Origin of the sequence: Gardnerella sp. KA00288 (genome assembly GCF_049244085.1) — a bacterium.
Lineage (GTDB): Bacteria > Actinomycetota > Actinomycetes > Actinomycetales > Bifidobacteriaceae > Bifidobacterium > Bifidobacterium greenwoodii.
The window spans coordinates 219,288-232,136 of the sequence record NZ_CP058373.1 but is presented as its reverse complement, the minus strand read 5'-3'; the positions used below and the strand labels follow the sequence as shown (position 1 = coordinate 232,136).

Genomic DNA, 12,849 nt, shown 5'->3' with positions numbered 1-12,849 from the left:
CGCGCGACCTAAACTACTCAACGCTTACCGCAAAAAATTATGAGTTGAATAGTAATCTTTCAAAGAATCTTTAGTAATTTTTTGAACGCATATTGCCGAACCATTAGCACCATCATAAGCATTCTTCCATGGATCTTCACTATGCGTCATAGCGCTCAAATCACTACCAGAATATCCAGCAAACTTTTCGCATACCTTTTCCACAAGAATCTTTTGGTCATCCGTTAAAGAATTATCCTGAAGTTTCTCAGTATTTGGAAGTACAAGCTCACCTTTACGAATCAAAAACTTACCACGATGCAATGCGAATAATTCTGGGCAAACAGGACCATTCCTCCATGCCTGAAAATCCTCGTTAAATAACGGACATCCTTTAATCGCCAAAGAATACGCTTGCGAATAGTAAGCTAGCTTCTGCAGCTTCATAGTGGTAATAGTTCCAGTAATATCAAGGATGTACGATGCCACATTAAAGATTGTTGTCATACGCACCTCCCTTTTATAAAACATACAATTTATATATTATATTCGTATGACGATAATTAGCCGAAAGCAAGCTAACGCAGCTGGCGAAATACTTAAGGAATTGAGAGATCAGCAAAACTCAGAAGAGTATGGCAAGCAGATATCCATCCTCAACGCATGGCGCCATCAGCATGAAGAACCAGCACAAATCTTTTTCAAAAAACTTGTTGGAATCATAAATAAGTATCCAGACGCAATGGCTACGTATCGTCTTAAACGCAAAGAATCAATACTTAAAAAGTTATACCGCAGCAATGGAAATTTTGAGCTTGGTGCAATAGATGACATTGCAGGGTGTAGGGCGATTGTAAATTCTGTGAGTGAAGTTTACAAAGTTTATGATGAAATTCTTAATCTTAAAGAAGCTGGGGAAATTGATATTAAAACAACAAAAGACTATATAAAAAATCCAGAAGAATCCGGATACAGGTCACTGCACGTAATCGTAAAACAAACATTAAACCAAGAAAAAATAGATAGACAATATAGGATTGAACTACAAATACGAACCAAGCTTCAACACTATTGGTCAACAGCAGTAGAAGCTATGAGTGAAATAGACAACGTAGAATACAAAGATCCTACTTTGATAAGTAAAGGTAATACTCGAATACAATCTTGCTTACAATTCTTCAAAGTAATCTCTGAGTTATTTGATTGCTGTGAAAATGATGATGATTCTTGCAGTGAGTCTAAGAAAAAACTCGCAAATTCAGTGCGAACAAACAATGATTTTAAAGAAATTATTGAAGATCTTAAAGCTGCGCGTAACAGTGTAACTATTAATATGCAAAAAAATAGTACACAAGGCGGCGAAGGGCTTTACCTACTGGAGTTATCGCGAGAAACGCAAGAATTAACCATACATTCATACACTATGGATTGTGTAGAAAAAGCCATAACGAATTATAACAGCAAAGAAAATAGCAGCATAAACGGTGAAGATAACAAAATTCAGGATGCAGAAATCGATAACAGTAGTGTAAATAAAAACTTAACAGTTAATAAGTCAAGTGCTCAAACATCAGATATAACTGACTTTAACAGCGTACTTATTTATGCACAAAACGAAGAACAGCTAAATGATACTTACCCTAATTATTTATATAACATAGAAAAATTCATTGAAAAAGTAGAAGAAGTAATTAATTAATTAATTAGGCTCTGTATAATAATCATAAATTCTTCTTAATCTGTGCGTTATCTTCGCAGTCGAATATATTTTTTATGCATGTTGAGATGGCATTCTGCTTACTTTCAAAAAGATTACATACAATAATGAAAATAATAGCTAAAATAATAAACCTGTAAAATCCTAACCACATATGTTCTGTAATAATTTCATTATTTAACAATCTCGTACCACCACTAACACTAACACAATCGTAAAGCCAATTTAATAATTCTGATAAATACTCAGAAAGTTTCAGAGATAAATACAACATTGCCTCAAAAACTACTGTCATAATATTGATAATAATTAATTTATATTTATTACTATCTGAATCTTCTATTTTTATATCAAATATCCCTTTACATAGAATCTGCAAATTTTCCAATTTAAGCAAAAATACAATGCACGTTATTATCAAAGCAACTATTGTCCAATTAGACTCATTTAAAAACCCTAAAAGTATAAACAATACTGACGAAACAGAAATCAAGAACTTTGAACCTTTCAAGAAAGCTTTAACGCTTCTGCGCACTAAAAAGCAGAACGGTATAAACCATAGAATGAACATTGCTAGCGATTTATAACATTCTGACAAACCTTTAGTTGTATCATAATAAATATATGCCGAAATGCAAAAGGATAAATACAACTGAATAAAAGGTATTAAAAATAGAATTTCATTGTTCTTAAACTTTAAATAAATAAGGAACAATAAAAATAGTATTAAGTACACTACACAAGCATTAACAATAGAATATATTCGCTTTGAGTATTCAATATTACCGTAAAAAATTATGGCTATGGTAAAATACAGTAAAAGCACAGAGACTATTACTAAAAGCGTGCATGCCACCAGTATGCAATTCCTACGACTGTTAAAAAATGAATATAATTTATCTTTTAAATTAAGCATTCCAAACTCGCTTTTAGTAAGTGCAATATCTGCGTACTACAATGACAACGCAATTAACTTTGTCATAATTGATTTATTCATTAATGGAAACTTTGTTATTAATTCTCACAAATTGTATATCTTCTATTTCAAAATAATATTTAACCTTTTTCTTCATTTGATCTATAAGACACGAAATTTTTTCTTTATCAATCGACTCCGACTTGTAGTCCAGCAAATATTAACGCACCCCCTGCAAAAATACCACTAACCAATTCAGGAGTAATCAAAAAAATCGGGCGAAGCATAAATGCATCGCCCGCAAAACTTTCGTTTTCAAATCGTATCTAACAGATTACTATGCTTACTGTACATTCTGTACAATCTCTTTACGCATAAAAAGAAAGGGCTGGAGTCTGATGCCCCTAGTAGCACCAAACCCAAGCCCTTTAACAAAACCGACTCGTTTCCCTAACAAACAAGCCAGCCAAACACTCAACAGTCACGCCCTCGAAAACCAGCGCACAACACTACCGTGAAGAAAGAGATTTGGCAAAACAGTAGAATCATGCAAAAGCCCGAAAGCAAACCCGCCACAAAAACATAAAGCCCTTGCAGCACGTTGAGTGAAAGATTTAACAAGTGAGCGCACCATACTCACATACAGTGCGCTCACAAACAAATCATTAAACAATCAACACACTTAACGTGCTAACAGCTTAGTGACGGATCTTGCGAAGAGCAGCACCCATGCCAGCAAGCACGGAAGCAGCAACAGCAGCCAAAGCTACAGCAGCACCGGTCTTAGCCAATGGAGCAGAAGCGCACTTCTTAGCTTCAGCCTTAGCAGCAGCCTTAGCTGGAGCAGCGGCAGCAGCTGGAGCGGCAGCCTTAGCCGGAGCCTTAGCTGGAGCCTTATCTCCATCGATTGGACGATGAGACTTCATTACGGTGCGGTTCTTGGAATCGCGTGGGCCGTAAACATCCTCAGTAGAAAGGCTTGGGAGACGGTTGTTAACGAAGTTCTCCTTCTCCTTCTCCATCTCAGCAACGCACTTAGTCTTATCTGCAATAAGAGCATCAGCAGTGCCGCATGCGTAAATCTTTTCAATCTTCTTGTTGTACAAGCGAACAAGCTCATTGTTCTTAGCTTCTACAGCAGAAGCATGCTTGGAATACTCAGGATTGTAACCCTCGTTGTAAACTGGGTTCTCGTATGCTGGATAATCTGTAGCCTTAATGCCCTTTTCATCGAACTTGGAAGCTTCACCAAAACGCATGTCGCTAGCCTTCTGAGGCTTGGCTGGAGAATCAGTCTGAGTAGTATCACCGAGCTGTTCAGTAGTGCCGTGCTTAGTAACGTCACCATTAGTGCCGCTACCATAGCCAGAAAAACCTGCAGCGAAAGCTGGAGCAGCAAAAGCCAAGCCAGAAACGAGGGTGGCGCCAGCAGCGAGTGCGGCGATAGCCTTCTTGTTAAACATAATATTTTCCTTTCTTCTTCTCCACCACGCTTAAAACGCAGTGAAAAAACATAAACCCACAAAATCAATCTCTTGTGAATAACTTTCAGATAGAGCATCTAGCTGAAAGCTGTTATTAACATACCCCCCCCCCCGTTCGAAAAAGTCAAGAGCAAAAACAAGCAGCCAACAAAGAAAATATCAACAAAATTACAAAAATATTCCAGTAAAAGCGTGTAAAACCATAAAAAAATACGCTAAACAACACTGTTTAATCGTAAAAAATACTATTTCAAGATTTTCAAAGATTTTTCTCAGAAAACTCTCAGGAAACTCGCGGCTGCTCCCCTGCGCCGCCCGCAAAGCCTTGAAAAACCGCCATTCCTAAACGACACGCCGTACGCCCCGCGCGCGCCGCACGCCCATCGTACTCCCCAAGCGCCGCGAACCACATCGTCACCTATTCGTTACTAATGCAGTCTTCGCACTGCGCCAGTAACGATAAATCGCAATTATTCGTTACTAACGCAGTCTGCGTACTGCACTATCAACACTAAATCGCAATTATTCGTTACTAACGCAGAAACGCAGCGACGCAAGTAACAAAAAACGCTGAAAACGTAACTCAAAAAGAGCACATTTTCAGCGTTTAAGCCTTAGCGCTTAATTATATTGTGCGCAAAATTACGCAGGCAATAACTTAAGCAATAAAATCAGGCAGCGATGCTTGCAATATCCACTGGAACACCAGGAGCCATTGTGGAAGTCACAGTTACCTTAGTAATGTAACGACCCTTAATGGTTGTTGGCTTCAAACGGCGGATTTCGTCTGCAACAGCCTTGAAGTTCTCTTCAAGAGCCTTGGCATCGAAGGAAAGCTTGCCGAAGAGGAAGGACAGGTTGCCCTGGCGATCCACGCGGAACTCAATCTTGCCGCCCTTAATGTCTGCAACAGCCTTGGCAACATCCATCGTCACGGTGCCAGTCTTTGGGTTTGGCATCAAGCTACGAGGACCGAGAACACGACCCAAGCGGCCAACCTTACCCATCATGTCTGGGGTTGCAACAACGGCATCGAAGTCAAGGAAGCCACCGGCAACCTTTTCAATGAGCTCGTCATCACCAACGATGTCGGCGCCAGCTTCCTGAGCCTCAGTAGCCTTTGGACCGCGAGCGAACACCAAAACCTTAGCGGTTTTACCGGTGCCGTTTGGCAAGTTCACAACGCCACGAACCAACTGATCAGCCTTACGTGGATCCACATTAAGGCGCATAACAGCTTCAACAGACTCGTCGAAAGCGTGCTTTGGCATGCTCTTCAACAAAGCGATAGCTTCAGCTGGGGTGTAAAGATTATTGCGGTCGATCTTTTCAGCCGCTTCACGATACTTCTTAGAACGCTTCACCATTTTCTCCACTCACTTTCAGTCGGTAACGGTAATACCCATCGAGCGAGCAGTGCCCGCGATAATCTTCATACCGGCCTCGACGTCACGTGCGGAGAGGTCAGGCATCTTGATTTCAGCGATTTCGCGCACCTGAGCCTTGGTCACAGAACCAACCTTGTGAGTCAATGGATTCTCGGTGCCCTTCTGAATGCCAGCAGCCTTAAGCAACAAAGCAGCGGCTGGTGGGGTCTTCAAAATGAAGGTGAAGGAACGATCTTCGTAAACAGTGATTTCAACTGGTACGATCTGACCCATCTTGTCCTTCGTCTGGTCGTTATAGGCCTTGCAGAAGTCCATGATGTTCACGCCGTGGGAACCCAATGCTGGACCCAGTGGTGGGGCTGGATTTGCTTTACCAGCCTGAATCTCGAGCTTAATAAGCGCGGAGACTTTCTTTTTCGGAGCCATAATATGGTTCTTCTTTCTTGTACAAGCGGTTCAAACGGTTGCTGCAAACGCTGATATAAAGCCGTTTTGCAGCTTCCTCCCGCATCTTGTATTGCTGTGCTGTGCTAGCGGATTACTCCTCCAGTCACAAGCCTTCCTATTATGCCACATCTTCGCGACACGCTGCATTACAACAGCTGCAACTATTTTTGCTTAAGCAACAAAAACCGGAGTGCAAATTAACGCACCCCGGTTTGTGTTATAAAAACTTAAATCTATAGGCTTAAGATTTCAGATTAAACTTTTGGCTCAAACAATCGGCTCAACCTGGTTGAAACCAAGCTCCACAGGAGTTTCACGGCCGAAGATAGAAACCAAAACAGTAAGCTTCTGAGTTGTAGGCTCAACGTCCGAAACCACAGCAGCCATAGTAGAGAATGGACCGTCGGTAACAGTAACCTGATCGCCAACCTTGTAAGCAACTTCAACCTTGCGCTTACGTGCGGCAGCCGGCTTATCTCCAGCATTCTTCAAAGCTTCGGAAGCAATCATTGGAGCCATCATTGCCACAACTTCCTTGCGGCTCAATGGAGCTGGCTCTCTAGAAGGCCCAACGAAACCGGTAACGCCTTCGGTTTCGCGCACAATGCGACGAGCATTTTCATCCGGCCACATGCGAATAAGTACATAACCTGGCACGCGCACGCGGGTAATAACTTTCTTACCCTTTTCCGTATGCTTCTCAACTTCTTCCATTGGAACTTCAATCTGGAAAATCTTATCTTCCAAACCAAAGTTCTGCACACGAGATTCAACGTTAGTCTTTACGCGCTTCTCATAGCCAGAGTAAGTGTGAAGCACATACCACTTGCCTTCCAAAGTGCGCAGCTTCTTAGAAAACTCAGCTACAGCAATTGCGCCGGCATCAGTTGGATCGTCTTCAGTAGATTCAGAATCAGTTGATTCGGCATCAGTTGCGCCAGCTTCAGCTTCCGCGTTCTCTGCGTCAAGAGACGCAACAGCGGCAACAGCTGCGGCATCGTCAGAAGAATCAGCAGCAGCATCAGAAGCATCGTTAACTGGAGCTGCATCTACGGCTTCAACATCTTCTACAGCATTTGCAACTTCTACAGCTTCTGCTTCTTCGGGATTGAACTCATCAGTCATATTTTATACACCTTCAAAATTTCAACTCAGCCGAACAACCACATTACGAACTTGCCTAAGCCAAGATCCATGCAGGTTACGAAAGCCATTAAGAACACAACGAATATGAACACAGCTATAGACCAAGCGAACAACTCTTTGCCATGAGGAGCAACAACCTTGCGCGTTTCGTCGATAGTTTGCTTGACGAACATGCCAATGCGCATGAACAAGTTCGGCTTTACTGCTTTCTTAGTGCTGCGTGCCTGTGCCATGCCTTATTCCTTCGTGTAGAATTTGTGAACTAAAAAACTGGCAGGGACGGCGGGACTCGAACCCACAACCTACGGTTTTGGAGACCGTTGCGCTACCAATTGCGCCACATCCCTATGGTGAACTTGCTTATCATACCCCAAAAGGTGCGACATAGCAAAACCGCCAGATAGCTATGTTATCTCATGGGCATGATTTCGCGACTAATAGCATTTAGCGAGTGTCGTATAAAACTAAGCCTCAACCTACTAAAACTAAGCCTCAACCCACTTTTTCATGCGACGCATACCTTCTGCAAGCTGATCGTCCGCGAGCGCGCAAGAAAATCGCAAATAACCTGGAGCGCCAAAAGCCTCTCCTGGAACGGCAGCAACATGTGCTTCATCAAGCAACATTTCCGCGAATCGCGAAGAAGTATGCGGAACTTCGCAATGTTCGCCAAGAGGACGCTCAAGAAGCGCCTCAACGTTAGCAAAAGCGTAAAAAGCGCCGTGAGGAAGCGGACAAGTAACGCCGTCAATATTATTCAGCGCTTCCACAATTGCTTTGCGACGAGCGTCAAAAGACTCGCGCATTGTGCTAACCACGTCTAAAGATCCGCCAACTGCAGCAATTGCGGCTCGTTGCGAAATATTAGAAACGTTAGAAGTCATGTGACTTTGCAGCTTTACAGCAGCTTTTGCAACATCCGCAGGCGCAACCATCCAACCAACTCGCCATCCTGGCATTGCGTAAGTCTTTGCAACACCGTTTAAAATCAGCAGCTGATTTCTAACTTCCGGAACCTCAACGCCAATGTAAGAAGTAGCAATTCCGTCGTAATGAAGATGCTCGTAAATTTCGTCAGAAAGAGCCCAAATATGGTGCTTTACAGCCCACTCGCCGATTGCGCGAATAGTTTGTGCGCTCCAAATAGCGCCCGTAGGATTCGAAGGCGAATTTACAATAATTGCGCGAGTGCGTGGAGTGCGAGCGGCTTCAAGCGCATCAATATCTGGCTCAAAACCGCGTTCTGCGCCTGCCAAAACCGGCACAGGAACGCCGCCCGCAAGTTTCACGGCCTCCGGGTAGCTAGTCCAATATGGGGCTGGAATAATAACTTCGTCGCCATCATTTAGAAGGATTTGGCAAGCTTCGTAAACGGCTTGCTTTCCGCCGTTTGTTACTACGACTTGATTCGGTGAGACTTCGTAGCCAGAATCGCGCTTAACTTTACGGGCGATTGCTTCTCTAAGCTCCGGAAGACCGGCAGTAGCGGTGTATCGGTAGTTTCGAGGGTCTTTGCAAGCCGCAGCTGCAGCTTCGACAATATAAGAAGGAGTAGGAAAATCCGGCTCGCCTGCGCCGAAACTTACTACGTCAACGCCGGAAGCTTTCATAGCTTTTGCTTTGCCGTCAACTGCAAGCGTTGCGCTTGGTGCTACCCGGTTTATGCGCTCGCTTAATACGCGCCAATCTTCTTGTGCGGAAGTATCTACCATATTCTCTGCCATGGTTTCTAGTGTAACCGCAAGCCGCGAAACGGTAAATTTGCCGGAAAATTCCCCACGTTTGGAGCGCCAAAGCAACACAAACGCTCCAAATGCGAGATGGATTCCCCGCGTTTGGAGCGAAAACCACGCCACAACCCTCCAAACGCGAGAAAAGTTGCGCACGTTTGGAGCGAAAACCACGCCACAACCCTCCAAACGCGGGACAAGTTGCGCGCATTTGGAGCTACAGCTAATTACACAAGCACAAGATTGTCGCGATGCACCACCGGATGCGCATACTGCCTGCCAAGCGACTCCTCAAGCTCATCGCTTGTGCGCCCCATAATCTCCGGAATCTCCTCAGCATCAAAAGCCACTAAACCTTTCGCCAAGTGATTTCCCTGCTCGTCGTCAATCCACACCGGATCCGTTGCCGAAAACTCTCCGCAAACACGCACAATACCAGCCGCAAGAAGGCTCGCACGTCCGCCGCGCACAGCCTTAGCAGCACCCTCATCAACCACCAGCGTTCCGTGAGGATGTGACGCAAACCCAATCCAAAGTCGCCTAGCAGAATCGCGCGTATGAACCGGAGCAAACGCAGTTCCAACAACATCTCCAGCAAGGGCCGGCCCTGCGTTTCCAGCACAAGTAAGCACGGTTGGAATACCTGAAACTGCCGCCACATGCGCAGCCTCCAGCTTCGTCACCATACCCCCAGTGCCTACTCCCGAAACACTTGCACCAACCTTCACTTCTTCTAAAGCGCGCGTCACATCCGGCACAAAGCTCACTCGTTTTGCACCAGGCTCGCTAGGCGGCGCAGTATAAAGCGAATCCACATCTGTAAGCAGCACAAGCGCTTCTGCACGCACAATATTTGCCACAATAGCTGCGAGTCTATCGTTGTCGCCGAAGCGAATTTCGTTGCTAGAAAGCGCATCGTTTTCGTTTACGATTGGGATTACGCCAAGTTCCAGCAAACGCGTCATTGTGCGCTGCGCGTTACGGTAGCGAGATGGCGAAATAGTAACGTCTGCCGTCAGTAACATCTGCCCTACTCTGAAACCAAATTGCGAAAATGCTGCTTCATATTGTGCCATAAGCAAGCCTTGACCAACCGAAGCCGTGGCCTGCTGAGTTGGCACATCTTTTGGACGCTCCGCAAAACCAAGTAGTCCAAAGCCCGCGGCAATCGCACCAGAAGACACAAGAACAATTCGAGCACCTTGCATTTGCGCGTGACTAATTGCAGAAACAAGAGCACGCAACTTTTGCACATCCAGCCGCCCAGATGCGTCCGTAAGAGAGCTTGAGCCTACTTTTACAACAATTGTGCGCGCCTCGCGGATTGAACACCGAACCCCGTCTTCGGTAAGTTCAATTTCCGGATTACTCATAAAATCCCCCCTTGATTCCGCTAGTTTTCCTGTTCTTCACCGCGCCCAAATAAGCTATTTTCGTCATGACGATCGTCGTCCACAGAAGGATCCGCCCAATGTCCCGACTTTCGCTCAGCCATCATCGCTTCTCGAACCGCAGATTTAGCGTCCATCATGCTGTGATAATCTCGTCTACGCTCTGCATTCGTGCGTCTTGCTCCGCGAGGATCGTTCGCTTCGAGTCGCAAATCCTTGCCACGCGCACCCAAATTAGCTCCGTCCAATCCTTCCGCACCGGCTGCAATGCTTGGATCCCAGTCGAAGCAAACCATGTGCTTGCCGCTACCAATGCGAATTTCATCTCCCGGACGCGCGCCCTTCTTGCGCAACTCGTCTTCAACACCGAGCTTTGCCAAACGATCTGCCAAGTAGCCTACTGCTTCGTCGTTGTCAAAATTCGTTTGTACAACCCAGCGCTCCGGCTTGGTACCGGTTACAGTGAACCAAAAATCACCATTTCTGTCTTCTTCGCGCTTAATTTCAAAGTCCGAACTGTTTCCGCGACCATCATCGCGACGCCTGCGCAAAGTCGAAGCCGGCTGCTCAAGAGGCTGAATAACAACGCGCTCTTCTTCGCGAGCCGCTTCCTCGGCAGCGAGCTTCTCACGCATCTTTTCAACCAGTCGACCAAGCGCAAAACCAAGCTCTTTCAAGCCTTCGTGAGATGCTGTAGAAATCTCAAATACAGTCAATCCCATTTTCTCAAACTCGCCGCGCACAAAATCAGCCAATTCCTTAGCTTCAGGGACGTCGACTTTGTTAAGAATAATAATTCGCGGACGCTCCGGAATTGGGATTGCGCCCAACGGAAGCTCAAGTTTGTTAGCGTATTGCGAAAGCTCATGTTCAAGAGCGTGATAGTCGCTAATTGGGTCGCGATTTGGCTCAAGAGTTGCGCAATCAATTACGTGCGCAATAATTTCCGTGCGCTCAATATGGCGCAAAAACTCAAGACCCAAGCCCTTTCCTTCGGATGCTCCTGGAATCAAACCTGGCACGTCTGCAATTGTGTAGCGATAATTTCCGAAACTTACTACGCCAAGATTTGGCACCAAAGTAGTAAACGGATAGTCAGCAATTTTTGGTTTGGCTGCGCTAATTGATGCGACTAGGCTTGATTTTCCTGCAGATGGGAAGCCTACTAAAGCCACGTCTGCAATAGATTTGAGTTCCAAAATTACGTCGCGTTCTTCGCCTGGCTCTCCCAAAAGAGCAAAACCTGGAGCACGTCGTACTTTATTTGCCAAAGCTGCGTTACCAAGACCACCGGCACCGCCTTGAGCTACAACAAATTTATCCCCAACATGACGCAAATCCGCCAAAACTTCACCCGGACGCTTAGCGGCTCCAGCTGCGCCTTTGGCTGTGAAAACAACAGTTCCAACAGGCACAGGAAGCACCAAATCAGCGCCTTTTGAACCGTCTTTAGTGTCGCCCAAGCCCATCGTGCCATTCTCTGCTGTTCGATGAGGCATAAAACGGTAGTCGAGTAAGCTATTTGCGTTACGATCAGCTACAAAAATAACTGAACCGCCGTCTCCACCATTGCCGCCGTTTGGGCCTGCCAATGGCTTGTACTTTTCGCGACGGACTCCGGCGGAACCATTGCCGCCGTCGCCACCCTTCACGTGCACTGTTACGCGATCTACAAAATCACTCATACTGCTACCTTACTCGAAGCTAAACACTTAATCTCGAAGCTACGAAAACATTTGCCGGAGATTTTCCCGGCGTTTGTTTCCGCTCTGGCTGTTTTTGACCACATTTGCCGGAAATTTATACGGCATTTGTTTCCGCTCTGGCTGTTTTTGACCACAAACGCCGGAAATTTATACGGCGTTTGGAGCACCAAACCCGCTTCAACGCTCCAAAAACGAGGAAATATGCGAGAACAAAAAAGCCGCACCGAATTGGGTGCGGCTCGAAGACTAATTTGTCACTCAGGCGGTAACAACGTCAACAACCTTGCGGTCGCGACGAATGCCGAACTTCACATTGCCGTCCGTCAAAGCGTACAGCGTGTGATCCTTGCCCAAAGCAACATTCTGACCGGCGTGGAACTTAGTGCCGCGCTGACGAACGATAATGTTGCCAGCCACAACAGCTTCACCGCCGAACTTCTTCACACCAAGATATTGCGCTTGCGAGTCGCGACCGTTGCGCGAGCTAGACGCACCCTTCTTATGTGCCATCTCACTGTCCTTTCAGGTTTATAACACCGTCAATCAGGCGATGGCCGTGATCTTGACGAGAGTCAACTTCTGGCGATGACCCTTGCGACGAGCCACACCAGTCTTGTTCTTAAACTTCATAATGCTAATCTTTGGGCCCTTGGCTTCGTCGTTCAAGACTTCTGCCTTCACCGTGATCTTAGCAAGATCCTTGGCGCTTAAGGTCACCTTAGCACCGTCAACAACGAGCGCGACCGGGAATTCCACGGTATCGCCCTTCTTCGCATCGAGACGGTTCACGAGAATGGCGTCGCCAACCTCGACCTTCTCTTGATGGCCACCGGCCTTCACAATCGCGTACATAATTCGTTCCTTAGCTCAATTGAAAGCTTACTTCTGTCTTGCGCACAGCAAAATGCGCGCGGCAAGACACCGACTATCAAAAATACACCCACC

13 protein-coding genes and 1 tRNA gene are annotated in these 12,849 nt (G+C 45.7%); 1 reads left to right on the top strand and 13 read right to left on the bottom strand.

All coding sequences use genetic code 11. The features are described 5' to 3' along the window. Positions 1-24: 24 nt before the first annotated feature. Entirely contained in the window at positions 25-486 is a 462-nt protein-coding gene (locus HXT52_RS00900) for a Panacea domain-containing protein (protein ID WP_004128600.1), read from the bottom strand. 46 nt (positions 487-532) lie between these two features. On the opposite strand from HXT52_RS00900, the gene HXT52_RS00895 reads away from it, so the two are divergent. After that, positions 533-1,678: a RelA/SpoT domain-containing protein gene (locus tag HXT52_RS00895; RefSeq protein WP_421775975.1), complete on the top strand. Its 1,146-nt coding sequence runs from the start codon at positions 533-535 to the stop codon at positions 1,676-1,678. A 22-nt stretch (positions 1,679-1,700) separates the two neighbouring features. On the opposite strand, the gene HXT52_RS00890 is transcribed toward HXT52_RS00895, so the two are convergent. From HXT52_RS00890 to rplU, 12 genes are all read right to left on the bottom strand, one after another. Further along, positions 1,701-2,189: a hypothetical protein gene (locus HXT52_RS00890; protein WP_421775974.1), complete on the bottom strand. Its 489-nt coding sequence runs from the start codon at positions 2,187-2,189 to the stop codon at positions 1,701-1,703. 1,121 nt (positions 2,190-3,310) lie between these two features. Further along, positions 3,311-4,075, bottom strand: coding sequence for a hypothetical protein (locus HXT52_RS00885; protein WP_421775973.1), 765 nt, complete (start codon positions 4,073-4,075; stop codon positions 3,311-3,313). Between the two features lie 692 nt (positions 4,076-4,767). Then, complete coding sequence (gene rplA, locus HXT52_RS00880; RefSeq protein ID WP_410313585.1) at positions 4,768-5,463, bottom strand: 50S ribosomal protein L1; 696 nt, start codon at positions 5,461-5,463, stop codon at positions 4,768-4,770. A gap of 15 nt (positions 5,464-5,478) precedes the next feature. Further along, positions 5,479-5,910, bottom strand: coding sequence for a 50S ribosomal protein L11 (gene rplK / locus HXT52_RS00875; RefSeq protein ID WP_004118588.1), 432 nt, complete (start codon positions 5,908-5,910; stop codon positions 5,479-5,481). A 288-nt stretch (positions 5,911-6,198) separates the two neighbouring features. After that, positions 6,199-7,056, bottom strand: a complete 858-nt coding sequence (gene nusG, locus HXT52_RS00870; protein ID WP_421775972.1) for a transcription termination/antitermination protein NusG — start codon at positions 7,054-7,056, stop codon at positions 6,199-6,201. Positions 7,057-7,082: 26 nt separating this feature from the next. Next, positions 7,083-7,310, bottom strand: a complete 228-nt coding sequence (secE, locus tag HXT52_RS00865) for a preprotein translocase subunit SecE (RefSeq protein ID WP_004128616.1) — start codon at positions 7,308-7,310, stop codon at positions 7,083-7,085. A 38-nt stretch (positions 7,311-7,348) separates the two neighbouring features. After that, positions 7,349-7,424: transfer RNA gene (locus tag HXT52_RS00860), tRNA-Trp, on the bottom strand. A gap of 138 nt (positions 7,425-7,562) precedes the next feature. Further along, complete coding sequence (locus HXT52_RS00855; protein ID WP_421775971.1) at positions 7,563-8,801, bottom strand: pyridoxal phosphate-dependent aminotransferase; 1,239 nt, start codon at positions 8,799-8,801, stop codon at positions 7,563-7,565. Positions 8,802-9,034: 233 nt separating this feature from the next. Further along, positions 9,035-10,180, bottom strand: a complete 1,146-nt coding sequence (proB, locus tag HXT52_RS00850; protein WP_004135592.1) for a glutamate 5-kinase — start codon at positions 10,178-10,180, stop codon at positions 9,035-9,037. Between the two features lie 20 nt (positions 10,181-10,200). Next, positions 10,201-11,883, bottom strand: a complete 1,683-nt coding sequence (obgE, locus tag HXT52_RS00845; RefSeq protein ID WP_421775970.1) for a GTPase ObgE — start codon at positions 11,881-11,883, stop codon at positions 10,201-10,203. A gap of 279 nt (positions 11,884-12,162) precedes the next feature. Then, positions 12,163-12,414: a 50S ribosomal protein L27 gene (rpmA, locus tag HXT52_RS00840; RefSeq protein WP_004133764.1), complete on the bottom strand. Its 252-nt coding sequence runs from the start codon at positions 12,412-12,414 to the stop codon at positions 12,163-12,165. A 33-nt stretch (positions 12,415-12,447) separates the two neighbouring features. Then, entirely contained in the window at positions 12,448-12,756 is a 309-nt protein-coding gene (gene rplU / locus HXT52_RS00835) for a 50S ribosomal protein L21 (RefSeq protein ID WP_004129104.1), read from the bottom strand. Positions 12,757-12,849 lie beyond the last annotated feature (93 nt).

Coding starts and splice junctions, on each gene's coding strand:
- HXT52_RS00900 (WP_004128600.1), bottom strand. CDS start 486: ATGACAACAATCTTTAATGTGGCATCGTACATCCTTGATATTACTGGA.
- HXT52_RS00895 (WP_421775975.1), top strand. CDS start 533: ATGACGATAATTAGCCGAAAGCAAGCTAACGCAGCTGGCGAAATACTT.
- HXT52_RS00885 (WP_421775973.1), bottom strand. CDS start 4,075: ATGTTTAACAAGAAGGCTATCGCCGCACTCGCTGCTGGCGCCACCCTC.
- rplA (WP_410313585.1), bottom strand. CDS start 5,463: ATGGTGAAGCGTTCTAAGAAGTATCGTGAAGCGGCTGAAAAGATCGAC.
- rplK (WP_004118588.1), bottom strand. CDS start 5,910: ATGGCTCCGAAAAAGAAAGTCTCCGCGCTTATTAAGCTCGAGATTCAG.
- nusG (WP_421775972.1), bottom strand. CDS start 7,056: ATGACTGATGAGTTCAATCCCGAAGAAGCAGAAGCTGTAGAAGTTGCA.
- secE (WP_004128616.1), bottom strand. CDS start 7,310: ATGGCACAGGCACGCAGCACTAAGAAAGCAGTAAAGCCGAACTTGTTC.
- HXT52_RS00855 (WP_421775971.1), bottom strand. CDS start 8,801: ATGGCAGAGAATATGGTAGATACTTCCGCACAAGAAGATTGGCGCGTA.
- proB (WP_004135592.1), bottom strand. CDS start 10,180: ATGAGTAATCCGGAAATTGAACTTACCGAAGACGGGGTTCGGTGTTCA.
- obgE (WP_421775970.1), bottom strand. CDS start 11,883: ATGAGTGATTTTGTAGATCGCGTAACAGTGCACGTGAAGGGTGGCGAC.
- rpmA (WP_004133764.1), bottom strand. CDS start 12,414: ATGGCACATAAGAAGGGTGCGTCTAGCTCGCGCAACGGTCGCGACTCG.
- rplU (WP_004129104.1), bottom strand. CDS start 12,756: ATGTACGCGATTGTGAAGGCCGGTGGCCATCAAGAGAAGGTCGAGGTT.